Source organism: Pseudomonas sp. MAG733B, assembly GCF_036884845.1.
Taxonomy (GTDB): Bacteria; Pseudomonadota; Gammaproteobacteria; order Pseudomonadales; family Pseudomonadaceae; genus Aquipseudomonas.
In genome coordinates this window covers 6,162,122-6,178,243 of the sequence record NZ_CP145732.1, presented here as the reverse complement: position 1 = coordinate 6,178,243, position 16,122 = coordinate 6,162,122, and the positions used below count along the sequence as shown (strand labels likewise).

General features: G+C 59.6%; 18 protein-coding genes. 11 read left to right on the top strand and 7 right to left on the bottom strand.

Going from position 1 to position 16,122, the window contains the following annotated elements; all coding sequences use genetic code 11:
* The first annotated feature begins 193 nt into the window (after positions 1–193).
* Together V6Z53_RS28290 and hemH are read left to right on the top strand one after the other, a co-directional pair.
* The gene (locus V6Z53_RS28290) at positions 194–1,096 is read left to right on the top strand and encodes a TIGR01777 family oxidoreductase (RefSeq protein ID WP_338582998.1); all 903 of its coding nucleotides are present in this window, start codon (positions 194–196) and stop codon (positions 1,094–1,096) included.
* Positions 1,097–1,109: 13 nt separating this feature from the next.
* Positions 1,110–2,132 (top strand): ferrochelatase, encoded by a 1,023-nt coding sequence (hemH, locus tag V6Z53_RS28285; protein WP_338582996.1) that lies wholly within the window; start codon positions 1,110–1,112, stop codon positions 2,130–2,132.
* Between the two features lie 136 nt (positions 2,133–2,268).
* Here hemH and V6Z53_RS28280 read toward each other — a convergent pair whose 3' ends face one another.
* Complete coding sequence (locus V6Z53_RS28280; RefSeq protein ID WP_338582995.1) at positions 2,269–3,543, bottom strand: uracil-xanthine permease family protein; 1,275 nt, start codon at positions 3,541–3,543, stop codon at positions 2,269–2,271.
* Positions 3,544–3,545: 2 nt separating this feature from the next.
* Positions 3,546–4,184, bottom strand: a complete 639-nt coding sequence (gene upp, locus V6Z53_RS28275) for a uracil phosphoribosyltransferase (RefSeq protein ID WP_338582993.1) — start codon at positions 4,182–4,184, stop codon at positions 3,546–3,548.
* A gap of 165 nt (positions 4,185–4,349) precedes the next feature.
* Between upp and V6Z53_RS28270 the strand changes: the two genes are divergently transcribed.
* The 3 genes from V6Z53_RS28270 (at position 4,350) to V6Z53_RS28260 (ending at position 5,883) form a co-directional block, all read left to right on the top strand.
* A complete protein-coding gene (locus tag V6Z53_RS28270) occupies positions 4,350–4,907 on the top strand; it encodes a hypoxanthine-guanine phosphoribosyltransferase (protein ID WP_338582991.1) in 558 nt (185 codons plus the stop codon).
* A 140-nt stretch (positions 4,908–5,047) separates the two neighbouring features.
* Entirely contained in the window at positions 5,048–5,533 is a 486-nt protein-coding gene (locus V6Z53_RS28265) for a hypothetical protein (RefSeq protein ID WP_338582989.1), read from the top strand.
* Positions 5,534–5,595: 62 nt separating this feature from the next.
* Positions 5,596–5,883 (top strand): PA4642 family protein, encoded by a 288-nt coding sequence (locus V6Z53_RS28260; protein WP_338582988.1) that lies wholly within the window; start codon positions 5,596–5,598, stop codon positions 5,881–5,883.
* A 174-nt stretch (positions 5,884–6,057) separates the two neighbouring features.
* Here the strand turns inward: V6Z53_RS28260 and mqo are convergent, their stop codons facing one another.
* Positions 6,058–7,566, bottom strand: coding sequence for a malate dehydrogenase (quinone) (gene mqo, locus V6Z53_RS28255; RefSeq protein ID WP_338582987.1), 1,509 nt, complete (start codon positions 7,564–7,566; stop codon positions 6,058–6,060).
* A gap of 737 nt (positions 7,567–8,303) precedes the next feature.
* Positions 8,304–8,537 (bottom strand): hypothetical protein, encoded by a 234-nt coding sequence (locus V6Z53_RS28250; RefSeq protein WP_338582986.1) that lies wholly within the window; start codon positions 8,535–8,537, stop codon positions 8,304–8,306.
* A 204-nt stretch (positions 8,538–8,741) separates the two neighbouring features.
* On the opposite strand from V6Z53_RS28250, the gene V6Z53_RS28245 reads away from it, so the two are divergent.
* Positions 8,742–9,326 (top strand): YajG family lipoprotein, encoded by a 585-nt coding sequence (locus V6Z53_RS28245; RefSeq protein ID WP_095152868.1) that lies wholly within the window; start codon positions 8,742–8,744, stop codon positions 9,324–9,326.
* Positions 9,327–9,520: 194 nt separating this feature from the next.
* On the opposite strand, the gene V6Z53_RS28240 is transcribed toward V6Z53_RS28245, so the two are convergent.
* Positions 9,521–9,727, bottom strand: coding sequence for a hypothetical protein (locus V6Z53_RS28240; RefSeq protein WP_034149566.1), 207 nt, complete (start codon positions 9,725–9,727; stop codon positions 9,521–9,523).
* 193 nt (positions 9,728–9,920) lie between these two features.
* Between V6Z53_RS28240 and V6Z53_RS28235 the strand changes: the two genes are divergently transcribed.
* A complete protein-coding gene (locus V6Z53_RS28235) occupies positions 9,921–10,199 on the top strand; it encodes a hypothetical protein (protein ID WP_338582983.1) in 279 nt (92 codons plus the stop codon).
* A gap of 99 nt (positions 10,200–10,298) precedes the next feature.
* Here V6Z53_RS28235 and V6Z53_RS28230 read toward each other — a convergent pair whose 3' ends face one another.
* Positions 10,299–11,465, bottom strand: a complete 1,167-nt coding sequence (locus tag V6Z53_RS28230) for a 1-acyl-sn-glycerol-3-phosphate acyltransferase (protein WP_338582982.1) — start codon at positions 11,463–11,465, stop codon at positions 10,299–10,301.
* 138 nt (positions 11,466–11,603) lie between these two features.
* Here V6Z53_RS28230 and V6Z53_RS28225 point away from each other — a divergent pair, with 138 nt between their 5' ends.
* Genes V6Z53_RS28225 through V6Z53_RS28215 form a run of 3 tightly spaced genes read left to right on the top strand, consistent with a single transcriptional unit; the run spans position 11,604 to position 12,715 of the window.
* Positions 11,604–11,786: a CPXCG motif-containing cysteine-rich protein gene (locus V6Z53_RS28225; protein ID WP_007979317.1), complete on the top strand. Its 183-nt coding sequence runs from the start codon at positions 11,604–11,606 to the stop codon at positions 11,784–11,786.
* 9 nt (positions 11,787–11,795) lie between these two features.
* Positions 11,796–12,056, top strand: coding sequence for a DUF2007 domain-containing protein (locus V6Z53_RS28220; protein WP_338582980.1), 261 nt, complete (start codon positions 11,796–11,798; stop codon positions 12,054–12,056).
* Between the two features lie 35 nt (positions 12,057–12,091).
* Positions 12,092–12,715 carry an SOS response-associated peptidase gene (locus V6Z53_RS28215; protein ID WP_338582978.1) on the top strand — a complete coding sequence of 208 codons (624 nt, stop codon included), beginning with the start codon at positions 12,092–12,094 and terminating at the stop codon, positions 12,713–12,715.
* A gap of 99 nt (positions 12,716–12,814) precedes the next feature.
* Here V6Z53_RS28215 and V6Z53_RS28210 read toward each other — a convergent pair whose 3' ends face one another.
* Positions 12,815–14,956 carry a methyl-accepting chemotaxis protein gene (locus V6Z53_RS28210; RefSeq protein ID WP_338582976.1) on the bottom strand — a complete coding sequence of 714 codons (2,142 nt, stop codon included), beginning with the start codon at positions 14,954–14,956 and terminating at the stop codon, positions 12,815–12,817.
* Positions 14,957–15,229: 273 nt separating this feature from the next.
* Here V6Z53_RS28210 and V6Z53_RS28205 point away from each other — a divergent pair, with 273 nt between their 5' ends.
* Positions 15,230–16,048 carry a M48 family metallopeptidase gene (locus tag V6Z53_RS28205; RefSeq protein ID WP_338582975.1) on the top strand — a complete coding sequence of 273 codons (819 nt, stop codon included), beginning with the start codon at positions 15,230–15,232 and terminating at the stop codon, positions 16,046–16,048.
* Positions 16,049–16,122: the final 74 nt, after the last annotated feature.

Here is a 16,122-nt window from a genome sequence, read left to right as displayed (position 1 = left end):
GCCTCGTTTACCTTTCTGTACAGACTACGCCGGGGTTGAAACCTGTACAATATTGTTTTTTGGTATAACTTTTAGCGTTCTCGTTCCGACAGCTTGGCCTATTGTTAAACACAGAGCCTGCCCGATATCAAAGATCCCTTGCTTATAAAAATAGACTAGTCATCAGGGTAAAACGCCACGCGAGGAAGAAGTCATGCACATATTGCTGACCGGCGGTACTGGTTTGATAGGACGTCAGCTCTGCCGACACTGGTTGAGTCAGGCCCATCGCCTCACAGTCTGGAGTCGCACGCCGGCAAAAGTCACCAAAGTCTGCGGCGCTCAGGTGCGAGGCATTGCCCGGCTAGAGGACATCGGACAGGAGCCGGTCGATGCCATTATCAACCTGGCTGGCGCGCCTATTGCCGACCGACTGTGGACGCACAAGCGCAAAGCCTTGTTGTGGAGCAGCCGCATCACCCTGACCGAAACTTTGCTCGCCTGGCTCGAAAGCCGTGAGCAAAAACCGCAGATTCTGATTTCCGGGTCGGCGGTCGGTTGGTACGGCGATGGTGGTGAACGTGAGCTGACCGAGGATTCGCCCCCGGTGATCGACGATTTCGCCAGCCAGTTGTGCATCGCCTGGGAAGAGACTGCACAGCGTGCCGAAGCTTTGGGCATTCGCGTGATCCTCATCCGCACCGGGTTGGTGTTGTCGGCCGAGGGCGGCTTTTTGTCGCGCCTGCTGCTGCCGTTCAAACTGGGGCTGGGCGGGCCGATTGGCAATGGTCGGCAGTGGATGCCGTGGATCCATATCAACGATCAAATCGCCCTGATTGATTTTCTTCTGCATCGCAATGAAGCCGTCGGTCCATATAATGCCTGCGCACCGAAGCCGGTGCGCAACCGCGAGTTTGCCAAAACCCTGGGCAGCGTTTTGCACCGCCCGGCGTTCATGCCGATGCCGGCCTTTGCGTTGAAGGTCGGTCTGGGCGAGTTGTCGTTGTTGCTGCTGGGTGGCCAACGGGCCATGCCGGCGCGCTTGCTCCAGGCAGGATTCACTTTCCAGTTCACTGATTTGCGCGCGGCCCTGGACGACCTGTCCAGCCGCCTTTGAAATAGGACGTTGCATGACCGATCACGCGTTGCTTCTGGTCAACCTGGGCTCTCCTGCCTCCACCTCGGTGGCGGATGTGCGCAGCTACCTCAATCAGTTTCTGATGGACCCGTACGTGATCGACCTGCCATGGCCGGTGCGGCGTCTGCTGGTGTCGTTGATCCTGGTCAACCGTCCCAAGCAGTCGGCCCATGCCTATGCCTCGATCTGGTGGGAGGAGGGCTCGCCGCTGGTGGTGCTGAGTCGCCGCCTGCAACAGGCCATGACCTCACAATGGAAGCACGGGCCTGTAGAGCTGGCGATGCGTTACGGCGAGCCGTCCATTGAGTCGTCGCTGCTGTGTCTGGTGGCGGCGGGTAACAAACGCATCACGCTGGCGCCGCTTTATCCGCAGTTTGCCGACAGCACCACCACGACGGTGATCGAAGAAGCCAGGCGCGTCGTGCGCGAGAAAAAACTCGATGTGCAATTGTCGGTACTCCAGCCGTTCTACGATCAGCCGGAATACCTCGACGCCTTGGTGGCCACGGCCAAACCGTATCTGCAACAGGATTACGATCATCTGTTGCTGAGTTTCCATGGGTTGCCAGAGCGGCACCTGACCAAACTCAACCCGGGTCACAGCTTCGAGGGCGGTGGCGATTGCTGCGCCGGTGCGCCGCCGGAGGTGGTCGCGACCTGTTATCGCGGACAGTGCCTGCGCACTGCGAAGGAATTTGCCAAGCGCATGGGCCTGCCGGATGGCAAATGGTCGGTGTCATTCCAGTCGCGTCTGGGGCGCGCCAAATGGATTGAACCCTACACCGAGGCACGCCTCGATGAGCTGGCCAAAAACGGCGTGAAGAAGGTCTTGGTGATGTGCCCGGCGTTCGTCGCCGATTGCATCGAGACGCTGGAGGAGATTGGTGATCGCGGGCTGGAACAGTTCCGCGAAGCGGGGGGCGAGGAGTTGGTGCTGGTGCCGTGCCTCAACGATGATCCGCGTTGGGCACAGGCGTTGAGTGTGTTGTGTGAAAGGGCGCCGTTGGCGCTGTAGGAACGCGGACTGTGGCGAGGGAGCTTGCTCCCGCTTGAGTGCGTAGCACTCACAAAATTTGTATGTGAATGCAAAAAATGGGGTCGCTTCGCAACCCAGCGGGAGCAAGCTCCCTCGCCACAGGTGTATCGCGTGCTTAGATCAGCGGCTCATCCGCCTTCTTGTGCTTCCAGCTGTCATTGCCCGGCAGGATCAGGTTCAGTGCAATCGCCACCACCGCGCACAGCGCAATGCCTTTGAGGCCGAAGTCGTCCGGGCCAGTGCCGGTGCCGACCAGCACACCGCCAATCCCGAACACCAGAGTCACCGAGACAATCACCAGATTGCGCGCTTCGCCCAGATCGATCTTGTGGCGGATCAGCGTATTCATGCCGACCGCTGCAATCGAACCGAACAACAGGCACAGAATCCCGCCCATCACCGGCACTGGAATGCTTTGCAGCAGCGCGCCGAACTTGCCGACGAACGCCAGGCTGATGGCGAAGATCGCCGCCCAGGTCATGATTTTCGGGTTGTAGTTCTTGGTCAGCATCACTGCGCCAGTCACTTCGGCGTAGGTGGTGTTGGGCGGACCGCCGAACAGACCGGCTGCGGTGGTGGCAATGCCGTCACCGAGCAGGGTGCGGTGCAGGCCGGGCTTCTTCAGGTAATCGCGGCCGGTCACGCTACCCACGGCGATCACGCCGCCGATGTGCTCAATGGCCGGGGCCAGGGCTACCGGAACGATGAACAGGATCGCCTGCCAGTTGAATTCCGGCGCGGTGAAGTGCGGGATGGCGAACCACGGCGCCGCAGCAATCTTCGCCGTGTCGACCACGCCGAAATAGAACGCCATGCCAAAACCCACAAGCACGCCGGAGATGATCGGCACCAGGCGGAAAATGCCTTTGCCGAACACCGCGACGATCAGGGTCGTCAGCAGCGCGGGCATCGAGATCAGCATCGCGGTCTGATAATGAATCAGCTCGCTACCGTCACCCGCCTTGCCCATCGCCATATTGGCGGCAATCGGCGCCATGGCCAGACCGATGGAGATGATCACCGGGCCGATCACTACCGGAGGCAGCAGGCGATCGATGAAGCCGGTGCCTTTAATCTTCACGGCCAGGCCGAGGAAGGTATAGACGAAACCGGCCGCCATCACCCCGCCCATGGTCGCGGCGAGGCCGAACTGGCCCTTGGCGAGAATGATCGGCGTGATGAAGGCAAAACTCGATGCCAGGAACACCGGCACCTGACGCCCGGTGACGATCTGGAACAGAATCGTCCCCAGACCTGCGGTAAACAGCGCCACGTTCGGGTCGAGGCCGGTAATCAGCGGCATCAACACCAGGGCGCCGAAGGCCACGAACAGCATCTGGGCGCCGGACAGCACCGTGCGCCAGAGCGGATCGTTGAACTCTTGCTGCATGCTCACGCGTCCTTCTGCTTGGTGCCGAAGATCTTGTCGCCAGCATCGCCCAGGCCCGGGATGATGTAACCGTGTTCGTTGAGTTTTTGATCGATGGAAGCGGTGTAGATGGTCACGTCCGGGTGCGTTTTCTCGACAGCGGCGATGCCTTCGGGGGCGGCGACCAGCACCATGGCGCGGATGTCGCGGCAGCCGGCTTTTTTCAGCAGGTCGATGGTGGCAACCATGGAACTGCCGGTGGCGAGCATCGGGTCGATGATCATCGCCAGGCGTTCGTTGATTTCCGGGACCAGTTTTTCCAGGTACGTGTGGGCCTGAAGGGTTTCTTCGTTGCGGGCAACGCCCACGGCGCTGACCTTGGCGCCCGGGATCAGGCTGAGCACGCCCTCAAGCATGCCGATACCTGCACGCAGGATTGGTACCACGGTAATCTTCTTGCCGGCGATTTTCTCGACCGACACAGTGCCGCACCAGCCTTCGATATCGTAGGATTCCAGCGGCAGGTCTTTGGTGGCTTCATAGGTCAGCAGGGCACCGACTTCCTGAGCGAGCTCACGGAAATTCTTGGTGCTGATGTCTGCGCGGCGCATCAGGCCAAGTTTATGACGGATCAGCGGGTGGCGGATCTCGAGGATGGGCATGGGAAAGGCTCCGGCGGCGGGCAAAAAAACCGGCCTAGATTAATCTATCCGAGGGTGTTGTCCTATAGACATTAGAGTACGTTAGTCCACAAAGGCTTGATCTGGCCGTTCGGGATGCGTACCTTTGCCCGCTTTTCCGAATCCGTCCCCCCCTTGGAGAGCGCCATGTCCGCTGATCTCGAGCATATCCGTCAAATCATGCGAGAGGCTGACTGCCTGTACACCGAAGCTGAAGTCGAGGCGGCCATCGCCCGCGTCGGTGCACACATCAACGATGAACTGGCGGACAGCAACCCGGTGGTGTTCTGCGTGATGAACGGCGGGCTGATTTTCGCCGGCAAACTGCTCACCCATTTGCAGTTCCCGCTGGAAGCGTCCTACCTGCACGCCACCCGTTATCGCAGCGAAACCAGCGGCGGCGAGCTGTTCTGGAAAGCCAAGCCGGAAGTGTCGTTCATCGACCGTGACGTGCTGATCATCGACGACATCCTCGACGAAGGTCACACCCTGGGCGCGATCATCGACTTCTGCAAACACGCCGGTGCCCGCAAAGTGCACACCGCCGTGCTGATCGACAAGGACCACGACCGCAAGGCCCGTCCGGACCTGAAGGCCGATTTCGTTGGTCTGCCATGCATCGACCGTTACATCTTCGGTTACGGCATGGACTACAAGGGCTACTGGCGCAACGCCAACGGGATTTTTGCCGTTAAAGGCATGTAAGTCCCCGCAAGGTCAAAAGGTCGCAGCCTTCGGCAGCTCCTACAGGGTGTACGACAATCCCATGTAGGAGCTGCCGAAGGCTGAGATCTTTTGCTTTTAAACCCATGCTAGAGTGCTCGGCCCCGATTCCGGAGCCTGTCATGAGTCTTTTGATCCGCAGCTGTGCCGCCTTGTTGCTGACCCTCAGCCTGCCCCTGGCTGCCGACCCGGCGCCGATGCACGGGCAGTTCCTGCCGCCGGATGACCTGACCCTGCGTGACGCTGAACCTGAGCTGCAACAACTGTTGCAAGTCACCGAGTATTCGGTGGTAGTCGGCAGTCAGCGCCAGTCCAACCAGCAGCCAATTCCGGTCACTTCGCCGCTGCTGGTCCGCCTCAAGGGTAAGTCCTTGAACAAGGGCGCGACGATCAGTCAGGTGCTGGTCAATTTCGATGGCGAAAGCAAAAGCCTGAAAAAACCGGTCTACGACGAAAAATCCAAAACCCTCACGCTCTATTACCCGCTGGCGCAATACCGGGTGGTGATCGACTTGTTGCGCAATGACAAGGTGTATTGCCAGTTTCTCAGCTACGCCAACGGCCACATTTGGGCCGACTTGCACACCGGCGCTGTTCGTCCGCGTTGAGCCCGGCGCCCGCGCAGGGGTAAACTGCCCGCCCGTGAAATGTCTGCGAGCTGGAGTCGGCAATGCGTAAAGATAAGAAACAAGTGATTGGTGACGAGATCGGCGATGAGCAGATCAAGTTGTTCCTCGATTTCGAGCCGGTCGACGCGACTTCTCCGTCCCTGCACAAACTGATCAAGGCCTATCGTGGTCTGCGCATCGACGATTTCGAGCGTTTCCTGACGTTCTTCGTCGAGGCCGGTTTTGACGTCAACGGCAAGGATGAGCACGGCAATGACTTCGTTGCCCTGATCCAGGATCAGCGCAATGCGCCGGAATACATCGGGCTGATCGAAAAGGCTCGCGGCTAACCCGCTCTTTGTGGCGAGGGAGCTTGCTCCCGCTTGAGTGCGCAGCACTCACAAGATTTTTGGGCCGCTACGCAGCCCAGCGGGAGCAAGCTCCCTCGCCACAAATCATGTTTGCCCGGTCATAAAAAAACGCCCCGCCCTCAATGAGGACGGGGCGTTTTTCATGGGGCCGAATCAAGCGTAGCTTTCGGTCTCGCTGCTGGCTTCAACCAGTTCCAGGGCAACGTTGTTCTGCGTGTTGATCTTGCGATACAGCGCAGCGTCGGTTTCCAGGACTTTCTCGCGAGCCGGGAAGATTTCTGCCAGTTTGGCAGCCCACTCGCCCTTGGCCTGGTTCGGGAAACATTTTTCGATCAGTTCCAGCATGATCGAAACGGTCACCGATGCGCCTGGCGAAGCGCCGAGCAGGGCGGCAAGGGAGCCGTCCTTGGCTGCGACCAGTTCGGTACCGAACTGCAGGATGCCGCCTTTTTTCGGGTCTTTCTTGATGATCTGCACCCGTTGGCCGGCCACTTCCAGGCGCCAGTCTTCGGCTTTCGCTTCCGGGTAGAAGCGGCGCAGGGATTCCAGGCGCTGCTCCATCGATTGCATCACTTCGCTGACCAGATACTTGGTCAGGTCCATGTTGTTTTTCGCCACTGACAGCATCGGGCCGATGTTGCTGGCGCGAACCGACAGCGGCAGGTCCATGAAGGAACCGTGCTTGAGGAACTTGGTGGTGAAACCGGCGTATGGCCCGAACAGCAGGGATTTCTTGCCCTCGACGACACGGGTGTCCAGGTGCGGCACGGACATCGGTGGCGAACCCACGGCAGCCTGGCTGTACACCTTGGCCTGGTGATGCTTGACCACTTCCGGGTTGTCGCAACGCAGCCACTGGCCGCTGATCGGGAAACCGCCGAAGCCTTTGCTTTCCTCGATGCCCGAGGCCTGCAACAGCGGCAATGCCGCGCCGCCAGCGCCGAGGAAGACGAACTTGGCGTCGACTTCACGGGTGCTACCGCTGTTGACGTCCTTGATGCTGACGGTCCAGCCGCCGTTGTTGCGCTTCAGGCCGGTCACGCGCTTGCAGTACTTGACCTGGGCATCGGGTGCGCTGGTCAGATGCTTGAGCAGTTGATTGGTCAGGGCGCCGAAGTTGACGTCGGTGCCATTGATCACACGGGTGGCGGCGACAACTTCGTCGGCCGGACGGCCCGGCATCATCAGCGGCATCCACTCGGCCATGGTGGCCTTGTCTTCGGTGTATTCCATGTCCGAGAAGGCGTGGTGCTTGCTCAACACCTTGAAGCGTTCCTTGAGGAAGGACACGCCGCTGTCGTTCTGCACGAAGCTCAGGTGTGGCACCGGGCTGATGAACGATTTGCACGAGCCGAACGTGCCTTTCTTGGTCAGGTACGACCAGAACTGCTTCGACACCTCGAACTGGGTGTTGATGTGCACGGCTTTCTTGATGTCGACGGTGCCATCGGCAGCCTGCGGCGTGTAGTTCAGCTCGCACAGGCCGGCGTGACCGGTACCGGCGTTGTTCCACGGGTTGGAACTCTCCGCGGCACCGGAATCCATCAGCTCGACGACTTCCAGCTTGATCGCGGGGTCGAGCTCTTTGAGCAGCACTGCAAGGGTGGCGCTCATGATGCCGGCCCCAACCAGTACTACGTCGACTGCTTCGTTATGCGCCATTTAACGCGTCTCCAAAATCTGCAGCACCAAATTGACGGCATGGCTGCCAGGCGTTCCGGGGCGTGTCAGTGATGCCCCTGGTCCCCATGGCAGGATCGCCATGTCCGAATCTTCGCAATTTTTTGCAACTTCGACGGACGCTACCGGCCGGGCTAATGAGGTCTATGAACTCATTTCGACATGCGACTGGCAATTCGACTTATGGTCGATACATCCGTTTGTGCAACCAAATCCGTAGCGGACAGGCTTCAGGCTCCGGTATTCGAGGCGTACCCGGTCCTGTGTCGTTGGGCTGTTCTAGACGCTAATGGTGCATGTTCAGACGCAAAACTATTCATTTGCTCGCCACACTCTTGTGAAGTTGTGAAAACCCGTTTTTTTCACGCTCTTTTGAAGACGTGAACCTCAAAAAAGGGCTGCCTCTGCCTGGCACCGTGCCCGAATGCTTTGCCGCCAGGGAATTCATGGCAGGCAAAACGGGCAAACAGCTCAGTGACCGAGCGTAATGACAGCTCTGCAGATTCGCGAAAAGTGGAGGTTTTGCTTGAGGAACAGCAAGCGCGCCAGCTTCACTCGATCTGTGTGGGCGGCTCTCTGTGGGCGGTGCGGGGTGTCAATACCAGGGCATTGACGGTGCTGCGAGGCCCGATCAGGAGACGTCCTTATAATCGGGGGGAGATTGTATCTAAGAAACGCAGGGAATTGGTCGTGTTTTATGACTTTTGTTAGGCGTTCGGTCAGGTGGTCAGCAGTTGCTGCATCCGGGAGCGTCGCTGGCGCGCAATGACGCGGGCGCTGGCGGGCAGCGGCTTGTGCAGCCAGTTGAGACGAATTTCTTCGATTTCGACCCAGCCATCGCCCATGGGCTGCAGGTTGCACTGCTTGAATGCCTGGCAATGGCCGTTGCGGTCGAGCAGGGCGAAGCAGCGGTGCTGCGGGCGTGCTTCGAACAACGAAACGAGAAAACGCATGGCGAGATACCTTTTGGGTGATTGCCGACAACGTTCGCAGCAACTCGTGACGTGCAAGTGAATGCCAAGTGAAAAATGTGTGACAGGAACCGCTTTCCCGAGGGTTTGTCAGAGATTTCAGTAATCGTTGCATGACCCTAGTTAGCCGCAGTGGCGCACCGCTATACTGCCGGCCTGTTTGTGCCTGATTCTGGAGAGAAGAGCATGTTGCAACGCCTGTTGTTCGGTTTGATCACTGTGACCAGCTTGACGCTGGTTGGCTGCGCCCACAGCCCGCAACAACTGAACCCGGAACCCAAGCTGACGGCGCAACTGGCCCCGGTTGGTCACGGACAGCCTGTAGTGGTGCGTGTGGTGGACGGACGTCCGTCGCCAACCCTGGGCACCCGTGGCGGTTTGTACCCGGAAACCAGCGCGATTACCGTGCAAGGCGCGCAGATCCTGCCGAAGTTGCAGGCTCAGGCCGAAGCCGCTGTGCGCCTGCTGGGTTTCACTCCGACCACCAATGCGGCAAACGCACCGCAAATCACCGTGACCCTGGCCGAGCTGAAGTATCAGTCGCCTAAAGAGGGCATGTACGTGACCGAGGCAACCATCGGCGCGACCTTCCGCTCCGATGTGCAGAACGCCAACCGCCGTTACAGCGGCCGTTACGGTGCGTCCCTGGACCAGCGTTTCGGCATGGCGCCGAACCAGGAAACCAACACCAAGCTGGTCAGCGATGTGTTGAGTGATGCGCTGACTCGCCTGTTCAAGGACCCGACTGTAGGTCAGGTGCTGGGCGAATAAGCGTTCGCAAGATGTAAAAAAGCCCGGTGCCAGCAATGGCCCCGGGCTTTTTCATGCCTGCTGAATTTTAACGAATGCACACCGACCCATTGTGGGAGCGGGCTTGCTCGCGAAGGGGTAGTGTCAGGCAGCATTGATATTGAATGACACACCGCTTTCGCGAGCAAGCCCGCTCCCACAGGAGGATGGTGGTATCACGCAGCTTGCGAGTAAAAATCCAGCACGCTCACGCCCGTCAGCAAATCCGCCTCCGGCAAATCCGCGTGTTGATGGCCGCCGAGGGCGCAATACACCAGCCAGTGGCGGTCCTGAACATTGAAGGCGAGGCTGCCGACGAGGGTTTGTTGTTCGTCGTTGTGAGCGATGAGGTAAAGGCGATCCTGGTTTTCGGCGTGGAGCATGACGCAGTCCGTGTCGGTTTCGAGGCGCGCATGGTCGCCGATGCAGATGACGAAGCCGTGACGCGGGACAGCCATTTGTCATTTGCCGGGTAATTTGTCGCAAAGGGGAGTGCAGGCACAGAGGCTTTCGGTAGAATCCGCGCCGCGGTCGTCGGTCTGGCGCCTGCCACACCGGTTTTGTTTGAGGTTCGTGATGTCGCTGCATTTGATGACGCTGTTTACCGCCCATCCCGCCAAATTGATCAACCTGCTGGCCTTGCTCTTCGCCTTCCCGGGCGGCTGGCTGCTGCACGCGACCCGTCGGCGTGAGCAGCGCGCGATGGCCAGCCTCCAGGCTCAGCGCCAAAGTCGTCCCAGCGAAGAACCCACGCTCGACTGGGCGACGCTGCGCATGAACCGGTTTTTCTATAGCTTCGGCTTTGCCTGCATGGGGCTGGCGTTGCTGGTGTCGTGGATCAGCACGCAGATCTGAACCCTTTCAAAACAAAAGATCGCAGCCTTCGGCAGCTCCTACAGGTGAACATCAATCCTGTGTAGGAGCTGCCGAAGGCTGCGATCTTTTGATCTTGTTTTAAAGCGGCAACCCAGCCTTCACCCGATACTGATTACGCACCGGCGTCGCGTATTGCAGCACCAGGAACGGGCGATGTTCCTCGGGGCAGGCGTCCAGGCGTTGCTGCCATTGTTCCTGGGCCTTGGCCAGTTCATCAGCCGGGAACATCTCTGTAGCTTTTGGCACTGCCAACTGTGGATCGGCATCTTTCCACTGCGCATAAGCCAGGTAATGCACCGGGAACAAGCGATAACCGCCCAGAATCTGTTTGTCCATCTCGACCGCCAATTGCTTGGTGTCTTCGAACAGCTCGGTGATTGGCGCGGCAAAGTTCACATGCACCCGGCCTTTATAGCCGGTAATGCCTTTGGCAATGCTCACGTCATCTTCCCCCGGCACCTTGGTGTAGCTGCCGGTGGTGGCGCGGATGTAGAGTTCGCGGGCCTTGGCCTGGTCGCACGGATCGTATTCGTAGCTGATCGACACAGGCGTGAGGTTCAGCGAACGGATGACCTCGCCGAACGGCTCGTCCTTGCGGCTCATGTGGAACATCTTGAGGATCGCCGATTCGGTACGGTCGTCACCGTCCTTGGCGCGGCCTTCGGCCTGGGCGATCCAGATCGAGGCGCAATCGTTGCGGATCGAATGGTTGATGTACGCCGACAGCAGTTGATAGGCCGCCATTTTCTCGCGACGTCCGGTGATCGAACGGTGCACGATGAAGCTCTTGTTCAGGCGCATCAGGTCGCTGACGAAAGGCTTTTGCAGCAGGTTGTCACCGATGGCGATGCGCGGGGTCGGCAGGCCGGCGTGGTACACGGCATAGTTGACGAAGGCCGGGTCCATCACGATGTCGCGGTGGTTGGCGATGAACAGATAGGCGCTGCCGGACTTGAACTGTTCCACGCCGGTGTAAGTGACACCGTCCGTGGCGCGTTCGATGGTGTGGTCGACGTAATGCTCGACCTTGTCCTGCAAAGTGGCCACCGACGTGATGCCGGCGAACTCACGGCGCAGCCGATGAGCTATAAGGGGTTTGAGCGCCCAGCCTAAAGCGCCGGCAAAACGCGGGAAGCGGAAGTGGGTGAGGATATCTAGAAACGCCTTGTCGCCGAGCAGCCGGGCCAGCACCGCTGGGACTTCGCTGTCGTCGTAAGGTCGGATGGCATCGAATTCGCCCATCATGCTCTCTTGTTAGAAACGGCTAGGGTAAGTAAAGGTTCTGATCGAAAACCGGCGGGGTACGGTCTGAAAAGTAGTCAGACAAAAATAGCCCTGCAAATAGACCGGCGATTATACGCACAAGTCACCTGGGAGACCGCGATGCTGGAAACTGCGCAGTATGAATGTCCGTATTGTGGTGAGGAAGTCGAGACCACGCTGGATCTGTCCGGTGGGGATCAGACCTATATCGAGGACTGTCAGGTGTGCTGCAGGCCGATAACGTTTGTGTTGCAGGTTCACGAAGACGAATGGCACCTCGAAGTGTTCAGTGAAAACGAATGAGGGGCGCATATGCAGCGCATCTATGAACCGGAAAACCTGATGGAGGGCGAGTTGCTGCAAGGCATGCTCGCCAGCGAGGGCATCGAGGCGCATCTGGTGGGGCGCGATCTGGTCGGGGCTGCCGGTGAATTGCCGATCTTCGGTCTGCTGGGCCTGGCAGTGGATAACGACAAGGCTGAATACGCCCGTGAGCTGATCAGTGCGTACAATGCCGCGCTGCCGCTGTCCGGCGATGAACCGGAGAGTTTTCCCGGCACGCTGGTCTGTTAGGCTGGCGTTCGTTTGATCAAGAGTTGTGCTGCCCCATGTGTGGACGTTATGCCCTGTTTCGCTGGAACCGCGACTTCGCGACCCTGCCCGGTTTTCCTGCCGATCAGCAGGCGCAGTGGAACATTTCCCCCAATGATTCGGTGTTGATGCTACGTGCCGGCCCGGACGGCCAGCGTGAGCTTGCCCGTGCCCGCTGGGGCCTGACGCCGCCATGGCTGACCGATCTGTCCCGTACGCCGGCCCATGCCCGCGCCGAAACCGTGGCCGAGCAACCGATGTTTCGCCAAGCCTTGCGCGAGCGTCGCTGCCTGTTGCCGGCCAATGGTTTCTATGAATGGCGCGGCACCACACGCAAGCGGCCATTCTGGCTGACGCCGGGAGAGGGTTCGTCACTGTTTTTTGCGGCGATCTGGGAAGCGTATCCGGTGCAGGAGCAGGTGTGGTTGAGTACGGCGGTGATCACTCAGCCAGCGGCGAGTCAGCGCAGGCCGTTGATTCTGGATGAGGCAGGGCAGGCGGCGTGGCTCGATCCCGAGACGCCGTTGCATGTCTTGCAGGGGTTGCTGGCCAGTGAGCCTGCCGCGTTGCGCGAGCGGGTGCTGGCCAATATGGTCAATGATCCGAAGCTCAATGGGCCGGAGTGTCTTACGCCGGGTTGATGTGTTGTCAGTCCTGACGCCTTCGCGAGCAAGCCCGCTCCCACATTTTGAAATGCATTCCTATGTGGGAGCGGGCTTGCTCGCGAAGAGGCCTGAAGGTTAAACCTTGAACTGATTGATCAACCGCCGCTGCTGCTCCGCCAGTTTGGTCAAGTCCGCACTGGCCGCGCTCGATTCATCCGCGCCACCCGCCACTTCATTGGCCACTTGCCCGATATTGATCACGTTGCGATTGATGTCGTCCGCCACGGCACTTTGTTCCTCGGCAGCGCTGGCGATCTGGGTGTTCATGTCGTTGATCACCGACACCGCTTGCGTGATGGTTTCCAGCGCTTCGGCCGCTTTGGCCGCGTGCTGCACGCTTTCGTCCGTGCGGTTCTGACTGTCTTCCATCACCCGCACCACATCCCGCGTGCCTTGTTGCAGCTGCTGAATCATGGTCTGGATTTCTTCGGTGGCTTTCTGGGTTTTCTGCGCCAGATTGCGCACCTCGTCGGCCACCACGGCAAAGCCGCGACCCTGTTCACCGGCACGGGCCGCTTCGATGGCCGCGTTCAGGGCCAGCAGGTTGGTCTGTTCGGCGATCCCGCGAATGGCGGTGAGAATCGCGTTGATGTTTTCGCTGTCCTTGGCCAGGGTTTGCACCACGCCGACCGCCCGGCCGATTTCTACCGCGAGAGCACCGATGGAGTTGGACGTGTCGCGCACGATCGCCATGCCCTGGCTGGCAGCCTGGTCGGCATGGCTGGCGGCTTGCGCGGCCTGGGTGGCGTTGCGCGCCACGTCCTGAGCGGTGGCGGTCATTTCCTGCACGGCGGTGGCCACTTGATCGATCTCGGCCATTTGCTTGTGCACGCCGGTGTTGGTGCGGATGGCGATGTCGGCGGTGTGTTCCGAGGAATCGCTGACGCTCTGCACCGAGGTCACCACTTGGGTGATCATCACCTGCAACTTGGCGAGGAACGTGTTGAAGCCCTTGGCGATTGAACCGAGTTCGTCGGCGCGGTCACTGGTCAGACGACGGGTCAGGTCGCCTTCGCCCTGTGCAATGTCATCGAGCATGGCAACCATCTGTTTCAGCGGACGGGCAATGCCGTGGCCTACCAGCCAGATCACCAGCAAACCGATACCGGCAATCACCAGACCGACCATCGCCATGCCGAAGGTGTCGGATTTGCGCTGTGCGTTCAGGTCAGCCTGAAGTGTTTGCAGGTCGGCCATCACCGCGTTCAGCGGCAGTTGCAGCATGAGGGTCCAGCGCGCATCGGTCTGGCCGATGCCGAACGGCAGATACAACTCGATCCGGCCTTGGGCCTTGTCGACGGTGTAAGTGACTTCGCCGCGCTTGAGATTGGCCATGTTGGCGATCTGTTTGCTGTCGAGGATGTCGCTCACCTTCTCGCCGAATTTGCTCGGGTCCTTGGTGTAGGCAACGATCCGGCCATTGCCACTGATCAGGGCCATTTCCCCGGCGCCGCTGTAGAGTTTCTGGTTGGCGCCCAGGAGCATTTCCTGGATGAAGTTCACCGACAGGTCGGCGCCGACGATGCCCTGGAAGGCGCCGTTGAGCATGATCGGTTCAATAAAGGAGGCGAGCATGACGATTTTGTCGCCGACCTTGTAGGGCGCAGGATCGATCACGCAGGATTTTTTGGTTTCTTTCGAGCACAGGTAGTACTCGCTGGCGCGCACGCCGGTGGACAGGGTTTTCTGGTCGTCGACGTCCACCAGTTTGTCCAGGCCCAGGCTGCCGTCTTCATTGCGGAACCACCACGGCAGGAAGCGACCGTTGCTGGCATCGATGCCCACGACCTGTGTGCCGATGTAGGCCGCATCGTTGTGATCCAGTGCGTCTTTTTCCCAACCGATGTAGGTGCCGAGGATCTTCGGGTTCTTGGCCACGTTTTCCTTGATCAACCCGATCAATTGCTCACGGCTGAGGCTCAGCGCAGCTTTGCCATCAGCGCCCGGTGTGCCGATCAGCGCGTTGACCCGCACCAGACCGCCGGCAATCAGCAGCGGCGCTTCGAGTTCACGCTGGATCTGGCTGACCTGGGTTTGCGCCAGCGAGGTCAGGCGCTGTTCGATGACTTGCTCGAACTGCGCCTGGGTCCGCTCCTGAACCATGTCTTGCGTCCGGGCACCGGAAAACAGCGCGTACACGACCAGGGCCGCCACGACACTTAGAACGATGGCGCCGGCCAGGGCCGCCACGGAAAACTGGATCGATTTGAATTTCATGGGTGCTCCGCACGCAAAAGGTCGTCTGCGGAGGTGTATCGGCAGGGGGTTGAAGGGGCATGAGCGGGTGTGGGTGAAATGACTGTTTTGGAGAGCTCGATGTCGCAAATGAATCATTGCCGACGGGTTGGCCGCTGTGGCTTGCGCGGGTTTGTGAATTTTTTCCTACGGCGAAGAGAGCTTTGTCTGAAATGCGCGTCATATATCCCGTTGTATCTGGCGCCGATACCTTTCCGCGCCTAGGATACGGTCAAGTTTTCAGGGAGTTTTTTGATGAACAAGACATTGGTTTCGTGTGCGCTGGGCACAGCTCTGCTGCTCGCCGGTTGCCAGTCTGTCAACACCACCAGCGGCGGTGCTGTGGGTGTTGAACGCAAGCAATACATGTTCAGCATGTTGTCCTCGCAAGAGGTCGACCAGATGTACGCCCAGTCCTATCAGAAGACCGTCGGCGAAGCGTCCAGCAAAGGTGTGCTGGACAAGACCAGTAGCGATGCCAAGCGCGTGCAGGCGATTGCCGACCGGCTGATTGCCCAGGCGCCGAATTTCCGTCCGGATGCGGCCCAGTGGAAGTGGGAGGTCAACCTGATCAAGAGCGACGAGCTCAACGCCAACTGCGGCCCTGGCGGCAAGATCATTTTCTACACCGGGCTGATCGACAGCCTGCAACTGACCGACGATGAAATTGCCGCGGTCATGGGCCATGAAATCGCCCATGCCTTGCGTGAGCACGGTCGTGAAGCGATGTCCAAGGCATACGGCATGGAAATGGCGAAGCAGGGCGCTGGTGCGTTGTTCGGGTTGGGGCAAGACACCCTGGCGCTGGCCGATACCGTGGCCAACTACGGCATGACCTTGCCAAATAGCCGCGCCAATGAAAACGAAGCGGACCTGATTGGCCTGGAGTTGGCCGCTCGCGCCGGTTACAACCCGAATGCCGCGATCACCCTGTGGAACAAGATGACCAAGGCCTCGGAAGGTTCGCCACCGGAGTTCATGAGCACTCACCCGGCTTCGACCAGCCGGATCGCGGCGTTGCAGGCAGCGATTCCGAAGGTGATGCCGTTGTATGAGCAGGCCAGGAAGTCCTGATCTGCACGCGATGGCACTTGTGGCGAGGGAGCTTGCTCCCGCTCGGCTGCGCAGCAGCCGTAAATCCGGATAAC

Coding starts and splice junctions, on each gene's coding strand:
- V6Z53_RS28290 (WP_338582998.1), top strand. CDS start 194: ATGCACATATTGCTGACCGGCGGTACTGGTTTGATAGGACGTCAGCTC.
- hemH (WP_338582996.1), top strand. CDS start 1,110: ATGACCGATCACGCGTTGCTTCTGGTCAACCTGGGCTCTCCTGCCTCC.
- V6Z53_RS28280 (WP_338582995.1), bottom strand. CDS start 3,543: ATGCAGCAAGAGTTCAACGATCCGCTCTGGCGCACGGTGCTGTCCGGC.
- upp (WP_338582993.1), bottom strand. CDS start 4,184: ATGCCCATCCTCGAGATCCGCCACCCGCTGATCCGTCATAAACTTGGC.
- V6Z53_RS28270 (WP_338582991.1), top strand. CDS start 4,350: ATGTCCGCTGATCTCGAGCATATCCGTCAAATCATGCGAGAGGCTGAC.
- V6Z53_RS28265 (WP_338582989.1), top strand. CDS start 5,048: ATGAGTCTTTTGATCCGCAGCTGTGCCGCCTTGTTGCTGACCCTCAGC.
- V6Z53_RS28260 (WP_338582988.1), top strand. CDS start 5,596: ATGCGTAAAGATAAGAAACAAGTGATTGGTGACGAGATCGGCGATGAG.
- mqo (WP_338582987.1), bottom strand. CDS start 7,566: ATGGCGCATAACGAAGCAGTCGACGTAGTACTGGTTGGGGCCGGCATC.
- V6Z53_RS28250 (WP_338582986.1), bottom strand. CDS start 8,537: ATGCGTTTTCTCGTTTCGTTGTTCGAAGCACGCCCGCAGCACCGCTGC.
- V6Z53_RS28245 (WP_095152868.1), top strand. CDS start 8,742: ATGTTGCAACGCCTGTTGTTCGGTTTGATCACTGTGACCAGCTTGACG.
- V6Z53_RS28240 (WP_034149566.1), bottom strand. CDS start 9,727: ATGCTCCACGCCGAAAACCAGGATCGCCTTTACCTCATCGCTCACAAC.
- V6Z53_RS28235 (WP_338582983.1), top strand. CDS start 9,921: ATGTCGCTGCATTTGATGACGCTGTTTACCGCCCATCCCGCCAAATTG.
- V6Z53_RS28230 (WP_338582982.1), bottom strand. CDS start 11,465: ATGATGGGCGAATTCGATGCCATCCGACCTTACGACGACAGCGAAGTC.
- V6Z53_RS28225 (WP_007979317.1), top strand. CDS start 11,604: ATGCTGGAAACTGCGCAGTATGAATGTCCGTATTGTGGTGAGGAAGTC.
- V6Z53_RS28220 (WP_338582980.1), top strand. CDS start 11,796: ATGCAGCGCATCTATGAACCGGAAAACCTGATGGAGGGCGAGTTGCTG.
- V6Z53_RS28215 (WP_338582978.1), top strand. CDS start 12,092: ATGTGTGGACGTTATGCCCTGTTTCGCTGGAACCGCGACTTCGCGACC.
- V6Z53_RS28210 (WP_338582976.1), bottom strand. CDS start 14,956: ATGAAATTCAAATCGATCCAGTTTTCCGTGGCGGCCCTGGCCGGCGCC.
- V6Z53_RS28205 (WP_338582975.1), top strand. CDS start 15,230: ATGAACAAGACATTGGTTTCGTGTGCGCTGGGCACAGCTCTGCTGCTC.